Here is a 26,860-nt window from a genome sequence, read left to right as displayed (position 1 = left end):
ATGTACATGTGACGGCCATACCAACCACCCCCTTCGGCCGGCTGAGTCTGCGCTCCCCAGTGCACCCAGACACCGAACCTCGCCTCAGCAAACCAGGCCGGACAGGTGAACCGTTGCTGGACCTGCTCCCAGGCGAGCTCTTTCCGCTCCGGCTCGGTCACTTGCCGGCCTTCATCGCCTCGGCCTGGATCTCCAGGTAGTCTTCGGAGCCGATCTGCTTGAACTTCTCCTGGTAGCTCTTCCAGGCACCGTCGTCATTGACATCGGTCTGGCCGAGGCAGAACTGAGCGGTCGACTGGGCCACATGGTTCGCAAGGTTGGTCTCGAGCTCACTGAGCCGAGAGGCCTGGTCCGCGGTGTAGATCGGCTCGCTGAAGTAGCGCTCCTTGCTGACCGCATGGGGTTCGTACAGCTTGCCATGCCGATACAGGACAGGCTCAAGGGAGGCCTTCGGGTCGGCGGACTCGCTGTGCCGGGCGTCGACCAGGTTGTTGATGGGCCCGTAGCTCCACCAGCCGGAGTTCTTTTCGTCGGGATTTGGCTTGGTCTTCCTCCAGGTTGCCTGCCGGCCGTCGATGCCTTTGTCGCCCTTCCGGGCCCACTCGAAGGTGTTGTTCCGCCCGCCCTGGGCTCCGTGCTGCTGCGACAGGGTCGCGTACAGCCCGATCATCGCGTCGGCCCACCGGGCCATGGTGACGGGGTCCTGGCACTTGCTGGTGATCACCAGTCCGTTGCTCGCGTACGGCTCGTGCCGCCAGGGGACGTAGGCCTTCCCGTCCGGCCCAGTCACCGGGGCGAGAGGTGCCATCTTGTTGAAGGCGCTGCCCGGGTCCTTCGGGGGGTACTCGGCGACGGTGGAATAGGAGTAGTGCGAGCCGACCAACGGCCCCTTGGCGTTCATCACCTTGGCCTTGAGCTGATCCGGGGTCTGGGTGAACGAGTTCGGGTCGATCAGCCGGTCTGCGAACAGGCCACGGATCCACCTGAGGCCCTCGCGGTAGCTGTCCTGGACGGGGGTGAACAGCAGATCCTCGCCCTGTTTGTCGATGTAGTTCTCGGCTGGGTAGGTGAACGCCGACAGCAGGTAGTTGATCATGCCGCCGCCATCCCCAGCTCCTGCCGAGCTCGGACGGCAGTCACTCATCGGTGTCGCGTTCGTGAGGCCTGAGGGGTTGCGGTCCCGGAATGCGGTCAGCATCGCCCGCAGTTCGTCGGTGGTCTTCGGGTGATCCAGTCCGAGCTTGTCGAGCCATTCCTGGGTCACCCACATGCGGACCGGCGCGCTGAAGCAGTGGTAGCACTCGCTGGTGTAGCCGAAGCCGTACATTTTGCCGTCTGGCGCCGTGAGGTACGGACGCAGCTCCGGCCGGAACTTGAACAGGTCGAGATGTTCGGGACAGTTCTCGTCGATCAGCTGATCGGTGGTCAAAAACATGCCCTGCTGCCCGTACAGGGCCACCTCTGACCGCGAGAAGTACTGGTTCAGGCCGTTGAGGAACGCGTCCGGGAGATCGCCCGAGCTCATCATGGCGTTGATCTTCGGCCGGCCTTCCTCCCCGCCCGGGACCACTTCGTAGCGGACCTTGACGCCCGTCGCCTGCTCCAGCCACTTGCTGAAGCTGTTCGTGTCGTAGTCCAGCCCCGGAAAGCTCGGACCCACGACGCGGAAGGTCTTGGATCCGTCGGCGAACTTCTCGAACGTCCTTGCCCGCGGTGAGTCGAACGGGTTGGGGTATTGGACGCCCTTGATCTCAGGTCCGAGCTTCACCTTCAGGGCGGCGCTGCCGGGTTGGTAGTTGGAGCCCGGCTTCGCTGCCTTGCCGACGCCTGATCCACCGCTGCAGGCAGCCAGCGCCGAAGAGCCGGCGGCCGCCGTGACGCCGGCCGCCACGAGGTTCCGGAGCATGCGCCTACGAGTGAGTGATGGGTTGTACATGCCTGTGTCCTCTTTCCGATGTGAGTGCACGCCTCAGAAGAGGCCCGCCTTGGCGATCCGCCGGGCCATCTGGTTGACGATCAGGAGCAAGACGACGCCCACGACACTGTTGAAGAAGCCGATGGCGGTCGCATACGAGTACTGCGGAATCGACGCCTCGAGACCCACCTGGTAGACGTAGGTGCCGATCACCTGCGAGACGTCCAGGTTCAGCGGGTTCTGCATCAGCAAGACCTTCTCGAACCCGACACTGAGAATGTTGCCGATGTTGAGAACGAGCAGGATGACCGCGATCGGCATGATGGCCGGTAGGTCGATGTGCCACATCCGGCGCAAGCGGGTGGCGCCATCCACCCTGGCCGCCTCGTGCAGCTCCGGAGGCACCGAGCTCAACGCCGCCAGGTAGATGATCGCGGAGAACCCCGCTGTCTGCCAGACCCCGGAGAAGACGAACAGATGCCGGAACCAACCAGGCTCACCCATGAAGTTGACCGTCGGGATTCCGGCGATACCCATCAGGTTGTTCACCACGCCGGCCTGCGGATCCAGCAGCATCACCATGATGCCGACGACAACGACCACCGAGATGAAGTTCGGTGCATAGGTGACCAGCTGGACCGCTCTGCTGAAGCGCTTCTGCCGGACAGCGTTGAGCACCAGAGCGAGAATGATGGGCACCGGGAAGGCCACCAGCAACTCGTACATGTGCAGAATGACGGTGTTCTTCAGCACCAGCTCGAACTGGTAGCTGGTGACGAACCGGACGAAGTGCTTCAGCCCGACCCACGGACCTCCGGTCAGACCAGTCGCGGGTGAGAAGTCGCGGAACGCGATCTGCACGCCGTACATCGGCCAGTAGCAGAAGATGATCACCCACACGAGCGCGGGAGCCAGCAGCACATACAGCCGCCACGCGCGCCGGATCCGCGTTCCCAGCGGCAACTGGTGCTTGAGCTTCTTGCGAGTCTTGCCGGTGTTGTCGACCCGCAGGGTGTCGACGAAGTTGGTGGTCTGTTCGGCCATCGTCGTCATCCCTTCAACGAACCGAGCATCATGCCCTTGACGAAGTGCTTCTGGACGAACGGATAGGCCACCAACGGCGGGATGCAGGCGATGATGATCAAGGCGTACTTCAGCTTCGCCGCCAACTGCTGCGCCTGGGCCAGCTGACTGGGATCGATGTTCGTGAGCTTCGACGGGTCGTAGGTGTTCTCGATCAGGAGGTTGCGCATCACCAACGGCAGCGGATAAAGGTTCGGGTCGGTGAGGTAGATCAACGCGTTGAAGTAGGCGTTCCAGCTGGCGACGGCGAACAGCAGGCAGTTGACCGCGATCAGTGGCTTGGCCAGCGGGACGACCACCCGGAAGAAGAAGCTGAAATCGGTCGCTCCGTCCAGCTGGGAGCACTCCAGCAGCTCCTTCGGCACCGTCACCTGGAAGTAGGTCCGGGTCACGATCAACTGCCAGACGCTCATACAGCTGGGCAGGATCATCGCCCAGGCCGTGTTCAGGATCCCCAGACTCTGAGCCACGAGGTAGAGCGGGATCATCCCACCGGAGAACAGCATGGTGATGACGAAGACCACCATGAAGAAGTTGCGCCCCGGCAGATCGCTCCGCGACAACGCATAGCCCCCGGCGATGACGATCGCGGTCCCGAGCACCATCACCGCGCCGGAGTAGAGCAGCGAGTTCAAGAAGCCGCGGACGATCTCCGGATAGTTCAAGATGGCCTGGTAGGCGTCCAGATTGACCCCGATCGGCCACAGCACCACCTCACCCGAGTTCACCGCACCCGGATCGCTCAACGACGCGCTGGCGATGAAGACGAACGGATAGACGATCGAAACCGCGATCGCGCTCAGCACCACGACCGAGACCACGTTCAGCAGTCGGTCCGAGCGTGGCTCGCTGATCCTCCGCGGAGTGCCCCGTCGCCGCACCGATCGGGGAACGGTGGCCGTATCCACCGCCGCCTCTCGGTCGGCCGGCTGTGTGGTGATGACTTCAGAACGGTTCTGCGTTCGCATCTACGCAACTCCCTGTCCCGCCTCTTCGGCCGCCTGGATTCGGTCCGCGGCGTGCCGAGAGGAAATTTGGTAGCTAGAGTTGCCTAATAGATCCGAGTCGTCAAGACACAGGGGCCCTTGAACTGCGGCGGATTGATCGCTATTCGCCCGCATCGGCGATGGTGACTCTGGGGTAGGCTGAGGATGTTTAAGTAAGCCTAGTGACATTTTTGGCTCGGGAGCCGCGGATGAAGATGCCACAACTCACGGCCGAGCTGGTCCGGTCCATCAACGACCGGGAGTTCCTGGAACTGCTCGCCGACCACGGACCGCTGACCCGTGGCCAGATAGCGCGGGCTGCGCAGTTCTCGCGGCCCTATGCGCTCGAGCTGACCGAGCGGCTGGCGGACCGGGGATTGGTCGCCCAGCACGGCCTACTGGAGAGCGCGCAACGGGGGCGGAAGGCCGCATTGTTCGGACTGCCGCCGGACCTCGGACTGAGCATCGGAGTCGACATCGCCGCCCTCGATGAGATCCGGGTCCGCCGCGCCGTCCTCGGCAGCCCCCGCCGGAGCGACACCAGCACGCCGATCCTGCCGAGGGTGGATCTGGTCGAGCAGATCGTCGACGCTGTCGGGCTGACCGAACGGGACCGGCAGTTCAAGCATCTCAGCCTCGTTGTCGGACTCCCCGGCTCTGTCGACGCGGCCAGCGGCGACATCATCTTCGCCTGGGGCCGGCCCGACTGGCCCGCGGGAACCGCGAAACGACTGCGTCATCGTTTGGGTTGCGACATCGCCTTCGAGAACGAGGTCAACCTTCGCGCCGTAGCCGAGCATCACCTGGGCACCGCCCAGGACGTGGACTCCTTCCTCCTGCTGTCGCTGGGCACCGGCATCGGTTCGGCCCTGCAACTCAAGGGACAGATACTGCGGGGCGAGCACGGCGCCGCCGGCGAGATCGGCTACCTCCCCGCGAGCACCAAGCCGGTCCCAATGCGCCGGCAGCAGGGGGACATCGCAAGCTACCAGGAGGTCGCCGGCGCGGTCGCCCTCGCCGCTGCCGCGGGGACCAAGCACGATCCGACCTACGCCTGGACCGCGACCCTGCTCGCCAAACCGGCGACCGCGCCCGAGTGGCAGGCAGTCGCAGAGCAGATAGCCGTAGGACTGCTGGCGATGGTCACCGTTGTCGATCCCCAGTGCATCATCCTCGCCGGCGAGGTGTCGAAGATGCTCGGCGGCGCGCTGATCCAGCCACTGACCTCCGTGCTGACCAAGCATCTGCCCTGGGAAGTTGACCTGCGTGTGTCCCGGCTGGGTGACGGCGCAGTTCTTGCCGGCGCCATCCACGAAGCGTCCCGCCGACTCCGCGACACAGCCTTCGGCATTGCGGATCTTCAGGGAACCTCCCTCCGCGGTCTCGGCTGACTGAGTCCAGAGCGTTACTCGACCGCGCCAGAAGGACATCTCCGTGCCCAGCTGGGACCGGGATGCCCTGTTACCTGGTCGTCTCAACGACGAGCGGCTGGGGCTCGGACCTCGATCCGCACCAAGTTGCGACCGCGCATCGTGTACAACCTGCCCAGCTCGTCGTTGGTGATGTGGGGACCGCTGTACCATCCGCCGTTGATGTCGGCGACGACCACGCGGACCTTGAAGGTCGACGGATCCACCTGGAAGAGCGTCGTGTCCGACACCCCGAAGACGACGCCGCGGTTGGTGACCAGCGCTCCGAAGTCGGTGCAGACGGCGCTCATGTCGGCGCGGTGCACCACGGACCGCTCCTTGAGATCGATCACAGTCAGGCCGCTCGCCCGGCGGTGAAGGCAGTAAAGGTGATGACCTTGAACGGCGAGTGCGGCGATGCCGTACGGCGCCCCGGGGTCGAGCCGCCACAGCTCCGTCCCCGTCAACGGGTCGAAGGCGACCACCGTGCTGCGCGGGCCGCCGTCATAGATGTTGTCTCCGCCGAGGAAGGCGATGCCTTCGCGGGTAGCCACCGCCCGGACCATCTGGAGGGAGTCGATGGGGTTGACCCACGTGCTCACCTGACGCGTGGCCACGTCATAGGCGGCGAAACAGCCGCCCCCACTGGTGTCTGATTGGACCCCAACCAGGACGAGCTGATTGACCGCGTCCCAGCAGACGTCGAGCGGCCTGTTCTGACCTACGGGAAAGCTGGCCACGCGAGCGGGCCCGGAGCCAAGGGGGTCGTAGGACCACATGCCCTGGTTGTTGTACTGCCCGGTGAAGAGCACGCCGTCGACGACGACGCCGTCCTTGGCCTCACCCGGCATCTGGAGGTTGACGACGTCGCCGGTGTCCAACGGGTGCCGCGCGACGGTTCCAGTGCCACCGACGTAGGCATAGCCGGCGCCTGCCGCGATACCCATCGCGAGTTGCGGATCGGCCGGCGCGCCCGCCTCGCCGAGATCCGTGAACGACACGGAGCGAGCGACCGGGTCGATCGCCGCGACGAACCCGTAGTCGGACACGCTCACCACGGTGCCGTCGTGAACGCCCAGACCCCACGTGGTGCCGAGGTCTTGTCCGTCCTGCGCGGTGGTGATCTTCTTCGTCGTTCTAGAATACGCGTAGACGTTCGGGTTGTTGGCAAAGTAGACCATGTCACCAGAGGCCCGGAAGAGGACTCCGGTGCGCGGGATGGTCTCGTACGACGACAGGTTGCCCAGCGCCATGAGCACCGACTTACCAGGACCCTTGAGCCCGACCGCGAGCCACTCCCCCAGCACCTGCAGGTCAGTCACGGACACCGCCGTCGCGAACGCTGTGGGCAGGACGGACGTGAAGACCCCTGTGGCTCGGTCGAAGGCGAACAGCGTCGCGCGGCTCGCGCCCCCGCCACCACTGAGGACGCTGCCGGCCCCGAAGAAGACTGTCGTGCCGGTCGCCGCCACCGCCTGCGCCAGGGTCGCGCCGGCGTCTGGCACGCCAAGACTGCGGACCAGACCGGTGGCAGGGTCGTACTCCCAGAGCGCCGGCGCCGTCGTACCGCCGTCACCACCGACTGCGTAGACGACGCCATCGGGGGCTACGGAGAGGTCGCGGATGTCGCGCTCGCCCGTCCGGCCCACCGGCTGAGCGGTCCCCGGGTTCGTTAGGTCGATGCGGTGAAGGTTTGGGGCACCCGCTCCGTCTTGGAGCACGCCGGCATAGAGGTAGCGACCCTCGGGGTCGGCCGCGAGTGCCTGAATGCTGTATCCGGACGACAGGTCGGCCCGCGAGACGACCTTCCGGGTGGGCAGGTGATAGCCGATCACTCGTGGTGGATCGAGGTTGCGTGAGCCGATGTAGAACGTGTCGCCGACGAGAAGGCCGCTCATGAGCGAGAACTTGCTCACGCCCGGCCCGAGGTCGGTGACCACCGGGCTCCCGGGTTGCCCGGCTGCCTGCGCCGGCCTCCCAGCCGCAACCGTGCCTGCGGCAGTAAGTGCCGCCGCCGCGAGCTGGATCGCGCGGCGTCGTGTCATCGAGGTCGAATCGTTCATTTCACTCCTCGTTGAGTGCCATTTCAGGGATGGACAATGCGAGAGCAGTTCAACTGGCAGGGCGGTCGTCGACCACGACGAGGTTCCGGCCACGAAGCGTGTAGAGCAGGCCGGCTTCGTCGTTGTTGACGTGACACCCGCTGTACCAGCCGCCGTTCAGTCCCGCCACGACGACCTTCATCGCGAAGGTCTTGGGGTCGAACCGCATCAGCGTGGTGTCCGACGCCGCGTAGATGCGCCCGCGGTTCAGCAGCATCGCTGACCACTGCGGGCAGACCGACCGAAGGTTCTCCGTGTGGACGACCTGCCGGCTCCTGAGATCGATGACGAAGAAGCCACCCTTCAGGGCCATCCCGTAGAGGTGGTGCCCATGGACGGCCAGAGAGCCGATCCCGTAGGCCTGGTCGGTCTCAAGGCGCCACAACTCCCGCTGCGACACGGGGTCGAAGGCCACCACTGTGCCACGGGTTCCCGTCCCCTGCGCGTTGTCGCCACCGAGATAGGCGATGCCGTAACGGGTCGCGACCGCGCGGACCAACTGGAGGTCGTCGATCGGGTTCTGGACCGTCTTGGCGGCTCCGGTCTTCGGGTTGTATGTCCAGAGCGCGCCACCGCCCTCAGTGTCCCGCTGGACGGCCACCAGCAGCAGCCCGTTCACAGGGTCCCAATGCGTGTCCAGTGGCCGGTTCTGGTCACTTGGGAACTGCGCGACCTGGTTCGGGGCGGCGCCATCGCCAGGGTTGTAGCGCCAGATGCCCATGGAGTTGTACTGGCCCGTGTAGAGCGTGCCGTTCAGGACCTCCGCATCCTTGGCCTCACCGGGCATCCGGAGGCTCACGACCTCGCCGGTCGACAGGTTGTGACGGGCCATGGCGCCATTGCCGCCCACGTAGGCGTATCCGCCGCCGGCGGCCAGGCCCATGATCGCCTGAGCGTCCACGGGGGCACCGGCCGCTCCCAGGTCGGTGACGACGCACGCGCCGGTTGCAGGAGTCACCTCTGCGACGAAGCCATAGCCGGACACCGCCACGACCGTGTCGCCACGGACGTCGACTCCCCAGATCTCACCGAGGGAGGGTCCGCTGTACGGCACCGGCGAGACCTGGGCGGTGGGCAGCGAGATCGACTCGAGCGCGTCAGTCGCGCCGTAGTAGACCGTGTCGCCGTGTGCGGCATACATCTTGGTGACCTTGCCGGTGAGCGTGCCGAGCCGGTAGGACGACAGGTCGGCGAGGTCCATGATGGCGATCTTCGCGGGCGAGATGCTGCCGGCTGTGCCCGCCACGAGGCGGTCGCCGATGACGGCGAGCTCACGCATACTCGGGTCACCCACCATCTCGGCCGGCGTCACATCGCGGAAGGTCGCGGCCGCCCGGTCGTAGGCGAACAACGATGCCCGGCTGGCGCCGCCGCCGCCGCCCAGCGTGCTGCCGCCGCCGAAGAACACGGTCGTCTCGGTCGCCGCGACCGCCCGAGCCAAGGTCGACGACGGCGCCGGGACGCCGAGGCTGGAGACCTGTCCCGTGGCTGGACTGTATTGCCAGAGTGCCGGCGCAGTGGAACTGCCCCCGCCGACGGCGAAAACGGCGCCGTCGGGGGCGACAGTGATGTCCCGCACGTCCCGATCGCCCATGCGACCGATCGGCGTAGCCGGCTTGGTGAGGTCGCTGAGATCCCAGCGGTAGAGGTTGTGCTGCGGACCACCGCTCTTCTGGAGCACACCGAAGTAGAGGTGGCGACCGGTCGGATCGGGGGCCATCGCCTGGACCGTGTGGCCGGTCGGGATGTCCGTGCGCGCGACGACCTTGCGCGTCGGCAAGTGGAAGGCGACGATCCGCGAAGGCTCGACGTTCCGCGAACCGATGTAGGCGTAGTCACCGACGACGACCGAGCTCATCAGGGAGAACTGGAGAAGACCGGGACCGAGGTCGGTGACCGTGGTCGACGGGGCACCGGCGAGCGCAGGCTCCCCGGACGCAGGCTGTCCCGACAAGGCGCCGAGGGCGAACGCCAGGCCGGTGGCACCGCCGGCTCGGAGCAGTGCGCGCCTGCTGGGCTGGAGGTCGTTCATGACATCTCCCTTGATCTGGGGCGGGTTAGGCGGAAGTGCTGAGTAGGTCGCGGCGGACGGGGGACGCGAAGGGAATGCCCCGAGTCCATCGGTCCAGCTCGTCGATGGTGTGGTCGACGAGGCGGCGGAGTTCGTCGCCGACCGAACCCGCGATGTGCGGTGTGAGCAACACGTTCGGCAGGTCGTAGAGCGGCGAGTCAGCCGGTAGTGGCTCGGGCTCTGTGACATCGATGACCGCGTGAAGGCGTCGCGAGACCAGTTCGCGGGTCAGTGCGTCACCGTCGACAATGGCGCCCCGGGCGGTGTTGATCAGAATGGCGCCGTCGCGCATGAGACCGAGACGCCGCCCGTCCAGTAGCCTTCGCGTCTCGGGCAGGCTCGGTGCGTGCAGTGAGACGGTGTCGGAGGTCGCGAGAAGCTCGTCGAGCTCGACGAGGCGAACGCCGAGGCGTTCGGCTTCCGTACGACTGACGTAGGGGTCGGACAGGAGGATCTCGATGTCGAACGGCGCGAGCAGCTCGATCACCCTGCGGCCGATCCGTGACGCGCCCACGATTCCCACGACGCGCCGGTAGTTACCAAGGCTGACGAACGACGATGCCCACGATCGCGACTCACGATGCTCGCTGTAGAGCCGGCTGGTCTCGATCACCCGCTTCTGAGCGAACAGGATCGCCGCGAGCGTGTACTCGGCGACGGGAACCGCGTTCTCCTCGACTGCGGACGAGACGACGATGCCGCGCTCCCAGCAGGCATCGGTGACGTGGTGCTTGACGGTGCCGCCGACGTGGACGATAGCCCTGAGGTGCGGCGCCCGCCGCAGGACATCGGCGTCCACCGGCGGGCACCCCCATCCGGTCACCAGCACTTCAACCGATGCGAGGTCACGCACTGTCGAGAAGTCCTGTACCGCCACGCCCGCGTCGATGTCGACGAGGAGGTCGAGACGGCGTACGTCCTCGGCACTGAACAGCTCGTCGCGGACCGACGCGCCCATCGCGAGGAGGGCCCGGGGCCGGCGCGATACGCCGGCTGAGTCAGGCGGCTGCGCGTTGTCGACGCCGCGCCCGTTGTCCTTGGTACTCAATCGATGGCCCCCGCGGTCATGCCGGCCCGCCAGAAGCGCTGCAGGGCGAGGAAGAGCAGAACCAGCGGCACGATCGCGACCAGCGAACCCGTAATCGCGAGAAGGTAGTCCTCGGGCTTTCCCTGGCTCATCGCTGTCGTGTTCCAGACGTACAAGCCGAGGTTCACCGGGTAGAGCCGAGCATCCGACAGCATGACGAGGGGCAGGAAGAAGCTGTTCCAGATGGCGGTGAACTGGAAGAGCAGGATCGTGACGAAGCCCGGTCGCATCATCGGGAACGCGACCGACCAGAAGGTCCGCAGCTCCCCCGCACCGTCGACGCGGCTCGCGCCGATCACGGCGTCCGGTACGTACGAAGCGCTGAAGATCCGGGCCAGGTACACCCCGAACGGGAAGACCAGGCCGGGGATGAAGACACCGAGGAAGGTGTTCGCGAGACCCACCTTCGAGGCCAGCAGGTACGTGGGCAGAGCCAGCGCGGTGCTCGGGATCATCACGCCGACAAGAACCAGGCCAAACACCGCCTCCCGGCCCGGGACCTCGAGCTTGTCGAAGGCGTAGCCGGCCATGACACAGAGCACGGACGCCGCGAGTGCCCCACCCCCGGCGTACAGCACGGTGTTGGCCAGCCAGCGCAGGTAAATCCCATCCTGTGCCTGGACCAGGTAGCGCAGGTTCTCGTCCAGGTTGAATCCGGTGCCCGGGGCGAAGCCGTTGGTACCGAAGAGATCGCCGAGGTCCTTCGTCGCGGCCATCACGAGCCACAGTTGCGGGAGTAGCGCGTAGGCGACTGCGATGATGAGCACGACGTTGACGACGGACCGCGACATCCAGGCAGGACGTGATCTGCCGGCGTTCGGCCGATCCTTGGGACGTTCCATCGGAGCGGACTTGCCCGCGCCGACCTGAGCGCCCAGGGCGGCCGCCGAGGTTCGCCCGGACGGCGCCGGCGTTGGCGTCGACGTAAGTGTTGGCTGGGTCATGATTCACCCTTCTGACCAAGGCGCATGACGAAGAACGACGATCCACCTGCCAGCACAGCGACGAGGATGGAAGCCGCCGCGGCCAGACCGAAGTCGTTGCGATCGAAGGCGGCACTCTGCAGGAACATGTTCGGGGTCCAGGTACTCGTGATCGATGCCGATGTGAGGTCGAGGATCTTGGGCTCGGTGAAAAGCTGCACTCCGCCGATCGCGGTGAACAGCGCCGCCATCCTGACCGCGGAGCGGATGAGCGGAGCCTTGATGCGGACCGCGACCTGCCAGGTCTTGGCGCCGTCCACCGCCGCCGCCTCGATGACTTCACGGGGGACCGCCTGAAGGGCGGCATAGAAGATCACCACGTTGTATCCGAGCCACTGCCAGACCGCGATGTTGACTACGGACGCGAGTGGAGCGGTGTTGGCCAGGCCCCCGTTGGCGCCCAGTCCACCCAGCCACCCGATGACCGGGCTGAGCCCTGGCGTGTAGAGGTAGAGCCAGATGAGGGCGGCGATAAGCCCCGGCACGGCGTGCGGGAGGAATAGAGCGACCTGCATCGCCCTCCGGGCCCAAGCGAGCCCGGAGTCCAGCAGCAGGGCCAGCAGCAAAGAGATCACGATGAGCACCGGTACGTAGAGGCACATGTACGCCGCGACCGTCACGAAGCCAGATCGGAACGTGCTGTCACCCACCGCCCGGACGTAGTTGCCGAGTCCAACGAATACCTGCTCGGCTCCGCCGAATCCCAACCCCGAGCTCTGCTCGCTGAAGAGGCTGAGCCAGGCCGCATAGCCCAAGGGTGCGAGGGTCACCAGGAAGGCGAGGACGAGGTAGGGCCCGAGGAACAGGCCCGCGGCTCGGCGTTGCCTGCGGATCATTGGGGTGCTCATCGATGTCTCTCAGCCCCGGACATTCAGGCCGCGGGCCTGCAGGGCGCTGGTCGTCTCGGCATCGACGTCCGTGAGGATGTCACTGAGTGCCCCGGAGTCGATTCCGCCGAGGCGGTCGAGCAAGGCCTTGTCGGTAACGGACATCGTCGGACCCCAGGCCCAGCCCTTGGCAACGGCCGCGTAGGACCGGGTGCCGACCTCGAAGATGTCCTGCCCGCCGAAGTACTTCGTGTCGAACGACTTCTTCGCGACCGGCAGGAGCTCCGGCGAGGCCGGATACATGCTGCTGGTACCGGAGGCGTACCACGCCGCGATGCCGGCGGGGTCGGTCGTGATCCAGTTGATGAACGTCTGCGCCGCAGCGGCGTTCTTCGCACCCTTCGGGATGATGAACGAGGAGCCACCCCACATCGCGGAGGAGGGCTTGTCATCCCAGCTCGGGAGCTCGGCAACGGCCCATTTACCGCTCTGGCCGGGAACTGTCGCCTGCAGGCCACCAGCACACCAGCTGGCACAGACGTACCCGACGACCTTGTTGGCCTGGACGCTCTGCCAGAACTCGTCGCTGTAGGTCGGGAAGGTACCGACCAGCCGGTCCTTCGCAAGGCCCTGCCAATAGTCGGCAACCTTCTTCGAGGCAGCGTCGTCGATATCGACCGTCCACGCATCGCCCTCCGTGCCGAACCAACGGGCGCCGGCCTGCCACGAGAGGTCGGTCAGAAGGTTCGCGTCGCCATTGAGGTGGGCGGCGGCGCGGGCCTTCGAGTCGGCCTTGACAACCTTCGTTGCCAGCGTGCGGAACTCGTCCCACGTTTTGGCCGGTTCGAGGCCGTGCGCGTCGAAGAAGTCCTTGCGGTAGTAGTAGAGCATCGGGGCGGCATCGCGCGGGACACCCCACGTCTTGCCGCCGAGCGTCACCAGGTTGCGAATGGCCTCGGGGAACGACTTCTCGACGAGTGACCCGGCGGCCGGAGTGAGGTCCTGCGCGCCGCCGAGGCTCACGATCTCGGGGAGGCGCGTGTACTCGGCGACCGCGACGTCGGGCACCGCACCGGACTTCACGGCGTTGGACAGCTTCGTGTAGTAGTCCGGCCCGCCCGCCTGGGTCTCGAACTTCACCTTGATCTCGGGGTGGGCCTTCGCGAAGGCCGTGGAGACGGCATCCGACCCCTTGAGGAAGGACCAGAACACGATTTCGCCACTCGCCTGCTGAGCAGGGGCCGCGGCGGTTCCGCCGGCTCCATCGTCATCGTTCGTTCCGCAGGCGGACAGCAGGGCCGCCAAACCGGTAGCGACGGCGACCGCCGCACCCTTGCGCCAATTCATGACAGCTCCTATCACTTTGGGATCAGGTGACATCATTTGATGTCACTTTCTTCACGTCAACCCCTTGGCGGGATTATTCTTGAACCAATAGTGATATCGTTTTGGCATGACGGACGCACTGGACGGGAAGGCAGTGATGCAGGCCGAGGACAGGCACCGTGCGATCCTGGAGCGCGTCGAGAAGCGCGGGACCGTGAAGATCAGCGAGCTTGCCCGAGAGCTCGGCGTCTCCGCTGTCACCCTTCGGGTCGACGTCCGCGAGCTGGCGCGACGTGGCATCGTCGCTCGCGTCCATGGCGGGGCGACGCGCGTCAGTTCGCCCGTGAGCGCGGACAGCCGCACTGCCGAAGGTCGCCCGACCGACCCTCACGCGACGGCGTCGCATCCACCCGCCCCTGGTGCGCTGGGCACGCCGACCATCGGCATGGTCGTCCCACACTCGGCCTACTACTACCCGAAGGTCGTTGCAGGGGCCCGCGGTGCCGCCGAGCGGCTCGGCGCCAAGCTCATCCTGGGGGTCTCCCAGAACGACGTCGCCGAGGAGCGGTCGCTGGTCAAGCGGCTCCTCGAGTCCGGCGTCGACGGCCTGGTCATCGCAACTCGCCTGGACCCTCGTGGGTCTCGCGAGACAGAGGAATGGTTGCGTTCGATCCAGGTGCCGATCGTCCTGGCCGAGCGACGGGTCGGCCGCGAGTCCGGCAGTGTTGAGCAGGTCGCGACGGATCACGAGTTCGGTGCCTATACCGCGGTACGCCACCTCGCCGGCCTCGGCCACCGTCGGATCGGACTCCTGCACACCGCGACGATCACCGCGCCCCGGTTGCAGGCCGGCTACGAGGAGGCACTATCAGCGCTTGGGCTCGAGGCATGCGCACCCGAGGTCCCCAAGACACTCGATGGGGACAGTCCGGCGGCCGTCGATGAGGCGGCAGCAGCGCTGATCGACTGCTTGCGCACAGGGACCGTGGACGCCCTGCTGGTCCACAATGACGCTGCGGCGTTGCCCCTGGTCAGCCGCCTTCGCCAGGCAGGGGTTGAGATCCCCGGTGACCTCGCGGTGGTCACGTACGACGACGAGCTCGCCGCTCTGGCGGACCCCCCACTCACCGCGGTGGGCCCCCCGCGAGAAGCCGTCGGAGCCGCGGCGATCAACCTCCTGATGGCGCGGTTACGCGAGCCGGGGCGGCCGCCGCACCAGTTGCTCCTGCGCCCCGAGCTACGCGTGCGGGCCAGCTGCGGTGCACTCGCAGCAGGAGAGGCCACGATTCCAGTCGCGATGTGACCCAATCCGCTTGGCCTTGCGGGATTGCCCCGGGTGGCCCGCCCGATCGAGCAGGCCACCCAGGATCGGCGCGGTCAGATCCCCGGATGGAGGGCGCGTCGATCGACGACGACCGCCAAGTCGCCAGTTCAACAGCTTTTACGTCTTGACGGTTCCGACCTATTAGGTAACCCTAGCTACCAAATTCTTCCGTCGGTTGGCTCTGAGTTGACCACCCAGGACAACCATCCACGTACCCAAGCGGCCTCCGCCTGGACAGGATTCCGGCACTGACGCTTCCCCACTGAACGAGGAGTGCCTCGCATGGATCTGCCCCCGCAGTCCCTGAACGACCCCGCCCCGCCGATAACGGCGCCCAATGGCACGCTCACGTCCGGATCATCGTGCTCCGTGACGGCCGCTCGGCGGTCGCCTACCGCGACCTTCCAAGCCGGCGTACTGCTTGTTCTCACCGCACTGCTTCTGACACTTGCGCCGATCGCGCCGGCGCTCGCCACCTCGCCCGTGGCGTCATCCGCTACCGTGGCAGGGAAAGCGGGCGCTGCCGGTTCCTCCGCGTCTCAAGGCGCCGAAGTCGTCGCGGTAACTCAGGTCGCTGACCGCCAGGTCGATCTATCTGTGCGATCGCGGGCCCTGGGCGGCCGGACGGTCAAGGTCCGGCTCCTCATCCCCGACGGCTGGAACCCGAGCGACAGACGGCAACACTGGCCGACCATGTGGCTGCTGCACGGCTGCTGCGGGGACTACACCTCCTGGACCAGCCTCACCGATGTTGCACAGATCGAAAGCCTTCGCAACGTGCTGGTGGTCATGCCGGAAGCAGGTTGGAACGGCTGGTACAGCGACTGGTGGAACTATGGCCAGGGCGGCGATCCCGCGTGGGAGACCTTCCATACCCTGGAGCTGCGACGGCTATTGGAGCGAGACTGGGCCGCCGGCAGCAACCGCGTCGTGGCAGGGCTGTCGATGGGTGGCCAAGGCGCCCTGCTGTACGCCGCCCGGCACCCCGGGATGTTCAAGGCGACCGCGGCGTACTCCGGCTCGGTGCACCCGCTGCTGAACCGCGAATCCGTCGACCGGATCATGGGGTTCTTCGCCGGCCAAGGCAACGACCCGGTTCGGGTATGGGGCGACCCGGTCGAGCAGCGGCACATCTGGCAGGCGCACGACCCCTTCCACTTGGCCAAGCGGCTCAGGTCGATCCCCGTGTATCTGTCCTGCGGTGACGGCACCACCGGCCCCTTGGACCCGCCGGGTCGCACGAGCGCGCTCGAGGCCGACTTCAACCGGCAGAACCACGCCCTGGCCGCTGAGCTCGAACGCGTTGGCGCGAAGCGCGTGACGACCAACTTCTACGGACCGGGAACCCATGGCTGGGCGTACTGGCAGCGCGAGCTGCATGCCTCGCTGCCGATGCTGATCCACGCCCTTCGGGCCGGTGGCTGAGTGGGCTCAGATCAGCGTGGTCGCGTGTGGCACTGGTCGTGGCTGCGCTGCTCGACCCCGCGTCCCGTCGTACGGAGAACGACACGTGAGGTAGTGCGCGGACTGCCGGTGTCAATGCCTGGTGGCGGACCGTGTGGTTATCGCGTCGATAACCACGATGCCGGTAGGCGTCGGGACCGCCGCCGTGGAAGTCTGGCGCTCGAGCCTTCCCGCCCACGAGGCAAGGTCGCGGTCGCGATCGTCAGTGACGCCCACTGATCCTGCGCGGTGATGCTCTGAACTAGTGCGTCATGGCCACCAGCGAACGTCTAGTGAGAGCTTGGTGAACTATCGATGACCTCGCCAGAACCGGTCCGGATCCGCGTTGGCGTCCTCGCCATGAGTCGCCCACTGCGCCTTGGGCTCGGCCTTGTCGCCGCCCTCGCGTGTTTTCTAGGACTGTCCACCGCCCCCGCCTTCGCCCACCTCACCCGCGAACACGCCGAGCTGGTCGTCAAGACCGCCGACGGCGTGTCCAGCGGCCGACTTGTCGTACACCGCGACGTCGTCACACCTGACCAGGCCGGTGCCTGGGCTACCGCCAAGCTGGGTTCCAGCTGCCCGGTCACCGGTCACGGTGTCGCCGGTGACGACGGCGGAGTCCCGAACGGCGTCGTGATCGATCTCGCGTGGAGTTGCCGGATCGGCGAGCTTGACCTAGCCGGCCTGTTCGCCGCCGGCGGGCCGAACCAGGTGCTCGCCGAGTTCGACGGCACCACGGTGAACGCCGACGCGAAGAACCCCGTCGTCGGCGCGTTCGGCGCCAGGCCGACAGCACCCGCGCCGAGCCCCGGTCTCCCGATGCCCAGCCTCCCGATCCTCGGCCTGCTCGCCGCCGCTATCGCGGTTGTGCTCCTCGCTGCGGCGATGGTGATCCGCACAAGGCCAAACGGAAAGAAGGTCCGCCGCGGCCTGACGGTCGCAGTACTGGCTGGGGCCCTGGCCGCGCCCGGCGTCGCCTCGGCCGCTCCCATCCAGGAGCCGGCCCCCGAGCCGAGCCAGGCCGGTGACGCCCCGGCAGCAACAGCGGCCGCCGAGCTGGTCGCAGTACAAGGAACTGTCTTTGTCGACGCCGACCGGGACGGTGTCCGTGACGCCGGCGAGAAGGGTCTGCCGAACGTCTCCGTGACCGACGGCGAGGTCTGGGCCACGAGTGGTCCCGACGGCACCTACACGGTTCAGGTGGATCTTGCCCGCCGGGAGACCGACCTGGTCAACATCGTCTCGCCGAACGGCTACACGCCCACCCTCCGCTCCGACTACATCCCGCAGTACTTCCGTCATATCCCCGCAGGCACCGGTCCGCGGACCGGGATCGACTTCCCGCTGGTGCCGGACACGAACGCCGCCAAGCCGGACGAGACCTGGCTGATGGTCTCGGACGTCGAGGTCGGTAACCGCACCGACGACGAGGCGAAGCGTGCGCTCGCGCAGTGGACAGGGCACGTGGAGGCCCTCGCGGAGGTGCAGGGTGCCACGATGACAATGACCACTGGCGACCTGACAGTCACCGACTACGCGGCCGAGCCGCGCCGGCAGGGCGGGTACGACAACCTTCGTGGCGGCCTCACCGCCGGGAAGCTCGGCCACCCGTACTACCCGGTGGTGGGCAACGACGACGTCGGCGGTACGGCGACCTCCTCCGGTTACGGCGGCAGCATGGAGTACTGGCGCCGCAACCTCGGCCCGGAGTGGTACTCCTTCGACCGCAACGGCCGCCACGTCGTCGTACTGGAGGACAACTACGACGCCCGCGGGCTGGCTCCGCAGCTGACCTGGCTGAAGGAGGACCTGCGCCGGCACGCCGTCGGCAAGCAGGTGTTCGTGTTCGCGCACCGCTCACTGTTCACCCGCCGAGGCGTTGGCGCCGGCATGCAGCCGATCGTCGACGAGCTCGCCAAGTACGACGTGCGCATGTTCGCTGCCGGTCACAACCAGCAGGCGGAGTTCCGGCGCGGCGCGTTCAAGCGGTCTGTCGAGGTCAACAACATGGGCGTGTACGGCATCGACGCGGCCCGGCCGGACTACAAGATCCTCGACTTCTCCGAGATCACCGACAACCAGCGCACCGGCCGGAACGAGGACACCGGGTACGTCACCGGAACTCACCGGCAGTTCGAGATCGACGACGACGTAGCCCTCGTCAGCCCGGCCCAGGACAGCGTGCACACAGCGGGCACGACGATCCCGGTCGAGCTCTACGCCGAAGACGACGGCCGGACGCCGAGCCGCGCGTCGCTGGTGGTCCGCAACCACAAGGGCCAGGAGGTCTGGCGTGACCAGAACCTCAGGTTCGGCCGCTCGGTCAGCAGTGGTGGGATCGAGAACTGCTACACGCCACCCGGCGGTAAGGCCGAGCCGTGTCCCGACCGGCGGATCTCCTGGACCCGGGTGAGTGCCCAGCTCAAGAACCTGCCGCCGGGCAGCTACACCGCAGAACTCGTTGCCCAGGACAGCGCTGGCAGGTCGTGGCCCAAGACAACGACCTCGTTCGGCGTGGTCCCGCCCGGGCAGCTCGCCAAGCCGGAGTCCGGGCAGAACTGGACCCGCCAGGGCGCCGACGAAGTGGGCCGCTCCAACCCGGCCGACGACCCCGGAGCCAAGCTGGACCTGCGCTGGACCGCCCACACGGGTGAGCAGTTCCACCTGAACGGCGCGGCGATCGTCGACGGCAAGGTTTACGCGGCCTCGCAGTCGTTCGACTCGCCGTACAACATGGTGCTGTCCTATGACGTAGCCACCGGCAAGGAGCTGTGGCGGACGTACATCGACGGTGACGCCGAGTCGTTCCCGACAGTCCACGGCGGGCTGGTCTACCTGACCACCGGTAACGGCCGGGTGTACGCGCTCGACACTCGGACCGGGAAGGTGCGGTGGGAGACCATCGACGGTGAGCAGCAGCAGCCGAACGGAACGGTCCGCCGGTACGGTCGGGCGGGTGGTCCGGTCAGCGTCTTCGACCTGACGGCCGAAGGACGCACGGTGGCGGTGTACCAGGAATGGGATGGTGTGCGGTGCCGGGATGCGCAGACCGGAGCCAAGCTTCCGGGTGGCTTCGCCGCGCCGGTCGGCTGGGGTGAGTTCCACAGCACCGCCGTACGGCAGCCTGGTTCGACCACCGCCTACCTGCACTCGGGTTCTAGCCAGTCGCTGATCGGTATGGATCTGCGCACCTGCACGAGGCTGTCGACCGTCGACAGCGGCGGCGACTTGTTCAGCCTGTCCTCGCCGACCTTCACGGACCCGGCGCCGGGCACTGGCACGCCGCAGCTCGTCACGTCGACCTGGACCGGTACTCGCGGGCACGACCCGGCGGCAGGGGGTGCAACGCTGTGGCACGCCAAGCTGGGTATCAGCGCGGCCTGCGAGCCTGGCCCTCCGCCGGTGACCAGCCCGGCTACCCGCGGTGGCATCGCCTACGTGGCCAGCAAGGACGGCGTAGTACGGGCGTATGACACGCAGGCCGCTGATCCGTCGAAACCCTTGTGGGAAACGGCTCTCGGCTACCTGCCGGGTGAGAGCCCGATGGACGACCCGTGGCGAGTCGCTGCCGGCTGCCAGGCCCCAGGGCCCGGCTCGCCCGCCATGCACGCCCTAGTCACGGACACGGTCGTGTACGCCGGGACGTGGGACGGCCGGCTCGTAGTGCTGGACCGGCTGACAGGGAAGTTGCTTGCGCAGCACAACCTCGGTGGTGGCGTCGCGTCGGCGCTGTCTGTGAGCGGTGATCGGCTGATCGCCCTCACTGATGACGGCGTCGTGCACACCTTCGTCGCAAGACGCTCCCGCTGACCGTGGTAGCGAATCTCTTCAGGTTCCTGGCACTTGTTGCCGGGGTTGGCCTCGGGCTGGCAGTCGCCGCGCCGGAGGCCGGCGCCCACCCGTTCGGGCCGCCGCCGGTCGCCAAGGTGGTGGCCGACGGCTCCCGGGTGACAGTGACCTGGTCTGCCGAGGACGACGACCTGGTCGCCCTCGGCATCCGGACCGGCTCACTGCCGCCATCGACCAAAACAGCAGAACCCGCAGCCCGTGCTACGGTCGCTGCCGCCGCGGCGGCGTACCTGGGGCGGCATGTTGCAGTCAGCCAAGACGGTCGGCTCTGTCGGCCTGGTGCGGTGACAGTGGAGCGGTTGTGGGAGGACGGGGCCAAGCTGGAGTTCACCTGCCCTGCGGAGGTAACCGCCGTCTCGCTGCGGATCACTGCGCTCTCGGACATCAACCCGGCGTACCGGACCGTGTCAGTGAATGGGAGCGGGGCAGGTGCCCTGCACACTGCTGCGGCGCCGGCACACACCATTAGCCTGCAGGGCGCGCAGCCGGCCATTGATGATGCTGCTGGCGATTCGGTCTGGACTATGGACCTGCCGGCCTTGCTGGACGGGCGTGCGGCGTTTCCGCTGATGCTGCTCGTGTCGGCGCTGGTTGGCGCAGCTCATGCGTGTGCGCCGGGGCATGGGAAGACGCTGGCGGCTGGGTACCTGGTTGGCGGGCACGGCAAGGCCAGAGACGCGCTATGGCTTGGCCTGATCGTTGCGGTGATGCACACGCTGTCGGTGATCGTGCTGGGGGTCGGCTTCTGGCTGCTGGCCGACAAGGCCCCAGACCTCGGGGCCATCACCGGGTGGCTGCAGTTGGCAGGCTCGCTGCTGGTGGTCGCGGTCGGCATCACCCTCCTCCGCCGCCACCTCCGCACCCGCCGCCACCACTCAACCGGGCACGGACACGGGCATGGGCACGGGCATGGGCACGGGCATGTGGTGCTGGAACCAGAGGCCTTGCTGACCAGGCGCGGCCTGATCCTGCTCGGGACGTCCGGAGGCCTCCTGCCCTCGCCCTCGGCTTTCCTTGTCCTGGTCGCCGGTCTGCTCACCGGCCGCGTCGTCACCGCCCTCCTGATGGTGGCGGCCTTCGGCATCGGCATGGCGCTCACCCTGTCCGGCGTCGGCCTCGCAGTACTCCGGGGCCGCGACGCGCTGCTGCGTCGAGCCACCGCATCGGACCGCCTGCACCGCCTCGGCCTCCAACTGCCGATGGTCGCCGCCGCACTCGTCGTACTCGGCGGATCAATCGCCACCGTATTGGCCGCAGTCCAGGTACTCACCAGCCGGCTTTGACGTGCCTGAGGACGGCTGCGGTTCAGGTACTCACTCGGCGGGTTGCCTGGCGCGTGCCGGGGTACAGATCGGTCTCGCGGACGGCACTCCACAAGTGCTTGTCAGCCCAGCCAGGTGCGCAGGGTCTGGGCCTCCGTCGCGATGAGGTCGACGTCGTCGCCGGGGACGAACTCGATCATGACGTCGGCCTCGGGGCGTCGAGTGTGGACGAGATCGAGCGCCGGCCGCCAGAGGGCTTCGCGGGTGCGCAGCGGGTGCCGCTCGGTCCGGGGCCACCAGGCGAAAACGTGCACCGCACTGACCCGCTCGACGAGTTGGCCGAGCTCATCGAGGGCCGCCGCGTCGGGCTGACCCGGGCCCGGCTGCCAGTAGGCCGACACGTTGGCGGCGCCGACGTCGTCGAGCATCGCGAGCATCGTCGTGGCGGTGTCGGTAAGGGTGCTCGGGTGGAACTCGACGGCCAACTCGAGATCACGCGAATCCGCCTGTGCCGCGAGGTCGCTGATGGCGCGGCGGGTGGTCGCACGCGTCTCGGGCGAGGCGTCCGCGCTGCCGACGTCGCCGGCCCAGATGCGCACCCGCGGGGCGCCGAGCCGCACTGCTGTGTCGAGCACCGTGCCTCCCTCGTCCAGCGACGTGACACCGGCCCGCCAGTAGGACCCGTAGGAGGTGATGCGCAGGTCGTAGGCGGCCGACACCGTGCGGCACCGGTCGACCAGGGCGAGGTCGGATGGCGGCGCGTGCACGTCGGCGCCCCACTCGATGCAGGTGAGGCCGGCATCGGCAGCGAGCCGCGCCACCTCGTCGGGCGACTGGGCACGCAGCGTCACCGACACTAGACCTGCTTCGGACACGGCGACCTCCAGGTGAGCGGGTAAGCGCATTCCAACCCGCGCACGCCAACTATTGCACAGAGCGCCGCGCGCCGCCTAAAGTGCGGGAAAGCGTTTACCGACCTGACTCAGGAGCGACTGTGGCCCAGACCATCGGCATCATCATGAACGGCGTCACCGGGCGCATGGGCTACCGTCAGCACCTCGTGAGGTCGATCCTCGCGATCCGCGACCAGGGCGGCCTCGAGTTGCGCGACGGCTCGCGCCTCCAGGTCGACCCGATCCTCGTGGGGCGTAACCACGACAAGATCCAGGAGATCGCCGAGCGCCAAGGAGTCCACCGTTGGACGACGGACCTCGACGCCGCTCTCGCAAACCCCCTCGACACGATCTACTTCGACGCGCAACTGACGACCGTACGCGAGGAATCCATCCTCAAGGCGATCGCCGCAGGCAAGCATGTCTATACGGAGAAGCCCATCTCCGAGTCGCTCGAGGGCTCGCTGCGGCTCGCCAAGGCCGCCGACGTGGCCGGCGTCAAACACGGCGTCGTACACGACAAGCTCTACCTGCCGGGCCTGCTCAAGCTCAAGCGCCTCATCGACGGCGGCTTCTTCGGCCGCATCCTCTCTGTACGCGGCGAGTTCGGCTACTGGGTCTTCGAGGGTGACTGGCAGCAGGCACAGCGTCCGAGCTGGAACTACCGCAAGGAAGACGGCGGCGGCATGGCCACCGACATGTTCTGCCACTGGAACTACGTGCTCGAGAACCTCTTCGGCAAGGTCGAGGCGGTGATGGCCAAGACGGTCACGCACATTCCCGAGCGGTGGGACGAGCGGGGCAACAAGTACGTCGCCACCGCCGACGACGCCGCCTACGGCACCTTCGAGCTGACCAGCCCGAGCGGGGATGAGGTCATCGCCCAGATCAACTCCTCCTGGACGACGCGCGTGCACCGCGACGAGCTCGTCGAGTTCCACGTCGACGGCACCGAAGGCAGCGCCGTGGCCGGCCTGCACCGCTGCGTAGTCCAGCACCGAGCCGAGACACCCCAACCCCGGTGGAACCCCGACCTCGTCGAGACAGAGCGGTACCGCGACCAGTGGCACCCGGTGCCCGACAACGCTGTCTTCGACAACGGCTTCAAAGCGCAGTGGGAGCAGTTCCTGCGCTATGTCGTCGCTGAGGGCGAGCACCCCTACGACTTCCTTGCCGGCGCCCGTGGCGTGCGACTCGCCGAGGCCGGGCTGCAGTCGTCGGCCGAGGGCCGCCGCATCGAACTCGGCGAGCTGTCGGCATGACAACGATCGACCTCGCCGAGCCGGTCCCGAGCGAGAAGGTCGGTGTCGTCGCATGAAGCAGTCTGCGCCCCTGCGCCCCTGCGCCGTGTCCAGTGGGACACGGTGATCTGACGATGGTGCGGCGCATCGAGCCGTCGGACTGGAGCTTCTGGACAAATGCTGATGATCGCCTCGCAGTACTGGTACGGGGAGGTCAGGCAGTCCTCGGTGAAGGTGTCGTTGGTAATTGTCACGTCGCGGACAGCGCCGGATTCAAACCATTGATTCGCATCTGCGGCGATCAGGATGGCTGAGCCACTGGTGGCGAAGGGTCCTGAGTGTTCAGCTGTCACAACTCCCTGTGCCGGCGATCCGGCGTTGCGCCGAGGTACCGGAAATCGGTAGCAAGACCTACTCAATCAGATTAGTCATCATGGTTGCGTAATTTGAACGAGGTCGTCAAGAGGCGATGTCGACGCCCTGCTTGAACTCTGGGCGTGGCCCACCGGCCCAGTCCTGCTTGACGCCGCGCCAGACCCACAGCAAGGTGCGCTATTTAGGTAGGTATAGCAACTTCTAGATGCCCAGTGTGTAAGTGGCCTGCACCGGGAAGTGGTCCGAGATCGCTCGCCCAAGGTGGTAGAAGTCGACCACCTCCGCACCTCGGACACGAACAGGGCCCTTCGAGAACTGCACGTCGAACCCGGACGCCGACCGCACAAGCTGTTTCGAGACATCCCACAAGCCGCCGTAGCTGAGGGAGGCAGGCACCGGCGATGTCGCCGGCATGCCTTGCCCCAGAGCCGCCCACGCATCGCAGAAACCACAGCTGGCCAGGGCGTACTGTGCCGGCGAGACGTCATTGAGGTCGGCGGTGAAGACCACCGGGCCACCTGCCGCGAGCCGGTCCAGCTGCTCGCCGATCTGGTGAGCCTGCGGAACCCGGCGGTTGCGCAGGTCGTCGAGCTCCGCCGTATCGCCCTGCCACGTGAGATGCGCCGTCGCGACCACCAGACGATGACCGGGCCCGGCAACGGGACGCAGGCGAACCCAGAACAACCCACGGTCATCCCCGAGCTCGTCGATCTCTTCGACCCCTTGCTCCTCGCACTCGAACAAATCCGCACGCCACCAGATGTTGCTTGCCCGTTCCCAGCCGGGATGGGGCCCCTCGGCCCGGCTGTGGCCGGCCAACGATGCGTCGATCACGTGCCGCGACTGGGCCGTGAGTTCCTGCACGCACAGCACATCTGGTCTGCGGGCCCGCAGGAGGGCCGCCACCCCTTCCCGACGTTGGTCCCAGTGGTTGGCGCCCCACAGGTTCAGGGTCATCGCCGTGAATGTCGTCGGTCCGAGCGGACCGTCGTAGATCGTCAGTCGCGTAGCGCGTGACTCATCAAGGGTGTTGGCTACCTGCTCGTTCACGGGTTCTTGCTCCTCGCTCGGCCTTCCGGAGATATCCACCGGCTCATGTTGGATTCCCGGTCGCGACTGTTGACAGGATTCCTGCGAGTCTCGGCGCCAGCCGGGATCCGATCAGGTGATAGCCCGCGGCGGTCGGATGTACGTCGTCGCTGTACAGCGCGAGCGCCTCGGTCTGTGACAGGATTGTTCGTCCGTCGATCAGGTGCACGGCGTGATCGCCGCGGTCGATCAGCGACCCGACTCCCAGCGACACGCAGCTCCGGACATCGGCCAGGGTCAAGCCCACCGCGTTCACCTGCCCTTCGCGCCGGAGCGCTATCAACGGAGTGATCACGACGATCGGTGTCAGCGGGTGGCGCTCCCGGACGGTGGTCAGAAACGCCTCGACCTGACCCGGAAGGGTTCGTCCGCTGAAGGTACTCCGGCTGTAGATGTTGATTCCGATGCAGAGCGAGATGAGATCCGCGGGCGTGTCCCGGATCGCCCTGGCCGCGACCGGATCAAGGTGGCACTCGCCATCGAGGCCGAGAGCGAACGCGTCCCATTTGTTGGCCCGTGCGACCAGCGCCGGCCAGGTCTCCGACGGCCCTGCGGCAGCTCCGCTTTGGGTGATGGAGCTGCCGTACGTCGTCCAGCGGACTCTGTCCTCTCGCAGCGGGACGGCCGGCGCGTCGAAGGCGAGCTCACGGACCGACACCTTCTCGAGATGTGGCAACCAGATGTCGATCTCGGAGTTCGTCCCTGGCAGATCGACCTGAACCAGTTGCTCACCCTCGCCGACCCGGCAGCGCGAGTGCAGCGTACCGTCGACCAGTACGTCGACCGCACCCCGCGGCACCGGTCCGCCACGGATCTCGAGCCGCAACTGTCTCGCCGCGGTGCGCCAGCGGCCATGGACACCCGCCGGCGTGCAAGCCCGCGACCAGAGCGTGGGCATCGACGGACGCTTCGCTCGATCGTCGTCGCCGTGCCACCGAACCAGGTCAAGGTTTTCGCCACGAGGATCCAGCCGCCAGATGGTCATCCACCCTTCACTGTCGGTCGATCGGTGCTGAAATCCTGACCATGCTGAGGCCAATTCGAGGGTCACAGAAGACTCCCTTGGGGACTGCGTTTCAAGTACTCAGGCCTTCCGCCCCGCTCGGTTTCCTGCATCAGGCTGGATCGGCGCGCAGCGTCAGGTCGAAGACCGCGGTGTAGGGGCTCCCCCGCTCCGCGGGGACCTGTAGGGACAGCCCGCTGTCGCGGACCTGGTGACCGATGACTGCGTCGCTGCCGATCAGCCGAACCGCTGCGGGCCCGTCAGACCCGAGCGGCGAGTCCGGACCGAGCGAAGGCAGCAGGAGCTCGCCCTCCGTCGGATTGAGGACGAACACATACAGATGGTCGTCCCGGGTGGTGAACCGCACCTCGTCGTGTGGATAGGGCGGACTGGCCAGCGTCCGTTCGTTGAAGTGCCCGTCGGTGTGTTCCTCCGCCCCGGACAGCTCAGCGTTGTCGACGTTGCGAGCCGCGGTGCCCGCAGCCTGATTGTCGCCGTACACGTGCCACGGTCTGCTGGCGAAGATCGCCTCGGCGTGGGTGCGGACCCAGGCGCCCAGTCCGTCGAGGATCGGGCGATGATCGTCGGG

Annotated in this window: 19 protein-coding genes and 1 pseudogene; 6 read left to right on the top strand and 14 right to left on the bottom strand. The window is 67.0% G+C overall.

Annotated features, from left to right (window positions below; genetic code table 11):
• The 4 genes from A3ES_RS57385 to A3ES_RS0143525 form a co-directional block, all read right to left on the bottom strand.
• Positions 1-161 (bottom strand): alpha-L-fucosidase (locus A3ES_RS57385; RefSeq protein WP_169501856.1); only part of this gene is annotated, 161 nt, incomplete at its 3' end.
• Positions 158-1,906, bottom strand: a complete 1,749-nt coding sequence (locus A3ES_RS0143535; protein WP_020393138.1) for an extracellular solute-binding protein — start codon at positions 1,904-1,906, stop codon at positions 158-160. The genes A3ES_RS57385 and A3ES_RS0143535, both read right to left, overlap by 4 nt.
• A 63-nt stretch (positions 1,907-1,969) precedes the next feature.
• Complete coding sequence (locus A3ES_RS0143530; RefSeq protein WP_157631065.1) at positions 1,970-2,959, bottom strand: ABC transporter permease; 990 nt, start codon at positions 2,957-2,959, stop codon at positions 1,970-1,972.
• A gap of 5 nt (positions 2,960-2,964) precedes the next feature.
• Positions 2,965-3,966 carry a carbohydrate ABC transporter permease gene (locus tag A3ES_RS0143525; RefSeq protein ID WP_020393136.1) on the bottom strand — a complete coding sequence of 334 codons (1,002 nt, stop codon included), beginning with the start codon at positions 3,964-3,966 and terminating at the stop codon, positions 2,965-2,967.
• Positions 3,967-4,193: 227 nt separating this feature from the next.
• On the opposite strand from A3ES_RS0143525, the gene A3ES_RS52035 reads away from it, so the two are divergent.
• A complete protein-coding gene (locus A3ES_RS52035; protein WP_020393135.1) occupies positions 4,194-5,375 on the top strand; it encodes an ROK family protein in 1,182 nt (393 codons plus the stop codon).
• 83 nt (positions 5,376-5,458) lie between these two features.
• On the opposite strand, the gene A3ES_RS0143515 is transcribed toward A3ES_RS52035, so the two are convergent.
• The 6 genes from A3ES_RS0143515 to A3ES_RS0143490 are packed head-to-tail and all read right to left on the bottom strand — an operon-like array spanning position 5,459 to position 13,810.
• On the bottom strand, positions 5,459-7,456 hold the full coding sequence (locus A3ES_RS0143515; protein ID WP_020393134.1) for an outer membrane protein assembly factor BamB family protein: 1,998 nt from the start codon (positions 7,454-7,456) through the stop codon (positions 5,459-5,461).
• 49 nt (positions 7,457-7,505) lie between these two features.
• Positions 7,506-9,527 carry a hypothetical protein gene (locus A3ES_RS0143510; protein ID WP_020393133.1) on the bottom strand — a complete coding sequence of 674 codons (2,022 nt, stop codon included), beginning with the start codon at positions 9,525-9,527 and terminating at the stop codon, positions 7,506-7,508.
• 25 nt (positions 9,528-9,552) lie between these two features.
• Positions 9,553-10,614 (bottom strand): hydroxyacid dehydrogenase, encoded by a 1,062-nt coding sequence (locus tag A3ES_RS0143505; RefSeq protein WP_020393132.1) that lies wholly within the window; start codon positions 10,612-10,614, stop codon positions 9,553-9,555.
• Positions 10,611-11,597 carry a carbohydrate ABC transporter permease gene (locus A3ES_RS0143500; RefSeq protein WP_237745211.1) on the bottom strand — a complete coding sequence of 329 codons (987 nt, stop codon included), beginning with the start codon at positions 11,595-11,597 and terminating at the stop codon, positions 10,611-10,613. Before A3ES_RS0143500 ends, A3ES_RS0143505 begins: the two co-directional genes overlap by 4 nt.
• A complete protein-coding gene (locus tag A3ES_RS0143495) occupies positions 11,594-12,484 on the bottom strand; it encodes a carbohydrate ABC transporter permease (protein ID WP_026163755.1) in 891 nt (296 codons plus the stop codon). The genes A3ES_RS0143500 and A3ES_RS0143495 overlap by 4 nt, the downstream gene beginning before the upstream one ends.
• Before the next feature lie 9 nt (positions 12,485-12,493).
• On the bottom strand, positions 12,494-13,810 hold the full coding sequence (locus A3ES_RS0143490) for an ABC transporter substrate-binding protein (RefSeq protein ID WP_020393129.1): 1,317 nt from the start codon (positions 13,808-13,810) through the stop codon (positions 12,494-12,496).
• A gap of 106 nt (positions 13,811-13,916) precedes the next feature.
• Here A3ES_RS0143490 and A3ES_RS0143485 point away from each other — a divergent pair, with 106 nt between their 5' ends.
• The 4 genes from A3ES_RS0143485 (at position 13,917) to A3ES_RS55815 (ending at position 21,691) form a co-directional block, all read left to right on the top strand.
• Complete coding sequence (locus A3ES_RS0143485; protein ID WP_020393128.1) at positions 13,917-15,092, top strand: substrate-binding domain-containing protein; 1,176 nt, start codon at positions 13,917-13,919, stop codon at positions 15,090-15,092.
• Positions 15,093-15,710: 618 nt separating this feature from the next.
• On the top strand, positions 15,711-16,538 hold the full coding sequence (locus A3ES_RS0143480; protein WP_202806723.1) for an alpha/beta hydrolase: 828 nt from the start codon (positions 15,711-15,713) through the stop codon (positions 16,536-16,538).
• A gap of 378 nt (positions 16,539-16,916) precedes the next feature.
• Positions 16,917-20,369, top strand: a complete 3,453-nt coding sequence (locus tag A3ES_RS0143475; protein WP_157631064.1) for an outer membrane protein assembly factor BamB family protein — start codon at positions 16,917-16,919, stop codon at positions 20,367-20,369.
• A 2-nt stretch (positions 20,370-20,371) separates the two neighbouring features.
• Positions 20,372-21,691: a nickel/cobalt transporter gene (locus A3ES_RS55815; RefSeq protein WP_020393125.1), complete on the top strand. Its 1,320-nt coding sequence runs from the start codon at positions 20,372-20,374 to the stop codon at positions 21,689-21,691.
• A 101-nt stretch (positions 21,692-21,792) separates the two neighbouring features.
• Here the strand turns inward: A3ES_RS55815 and A3ES_RS0143465 are convergent, their stop codons facing one another.
• Positions 21,793-22,545 carry a sugar phosphate isomerase/epimerase family protein gene (locus A3ES_RS0143465; protein WP_026163754.1) on the bottom strand — a complete coding sequence of 251 codons (753 nt, stop codon included), beginning with the start codon at positions 22,543-22,545 and terminating at the stop codon, positions 21,793-21,795.
• 119 nt (positions 22,546-22,664) lie between these two features.
• Here A3ES_RS0143465 and A3ES_RS0143460 point away from each other — a divergent pair, with 119 nt between their 5' ends.
• The gene (locus A3ES_RS0143460; protein ID WP_020393123.1) at positions 22,665-23,825 is read left to right on the top strand and encodes a Gfo/Idh/MocA family protein; all 1,161 of its coding nucleotides are present in this window, start codon (positions 22,665-22,667) and stop codon (positions 23,823-23,825) included.
• Between the two features lie 555 nt (positions 23,826-24,380).
• On the opposite strand, the gene A3ES_RS0143450 is transcribed toward A3ES_RS0143460, so the two are convergent.
• The 3 genes and pseudogenes from A3ES_RS0143450 to A3ES_RS50485 form a co-directional block, all read right to left on the bottom strand.
• Positions 24,381-25,229, bottom strand: a complete 849-nt coding sequence (locus A3ES_RS0143450; RefSeq protein WP_020393121.1) for an endonuclease/exonuclease/phosphatase family protein — start codon at positions 25,227-25,229, stop codon at positions 24,381-24,383.
• 43 nt (positions 25,230-25,272) lie between these two features.
• The gene (locus tag A3ES_RS0143445; protein ID WP_237745210.1) at positions 25,273-26,166 is read right to left on the bottom strand and encodes a GDSL-type esterase/lipase family protein; all 894 of its coding nucleotides are present in this window, start codon (positions 26,164-26,166) and stop codon (positions 25,273-25,275) included.
• 217 nt (positions 26,167-26,383) lie between these two features.
• A pseudogene (locus A3ES_RS50485) lies at positions 26,384-26,860 on the bottom strand (hypothetical protein); the annotation flags it as partial.

The organism is Kribbella catacumbae DSM 19601, from assembly GCF_000372465.1.
Classification (GTDB): Bacteria; Actinomycetota; Actinomycetes; order Propionibacteriales; family Kribbellaceae; genus Kribbella; species Kribbella catacumbae.
Note: the sequence above shows the minus strand (reverse complement) of the source record. Positions and strands in the feature narration are given on the sequence as shown.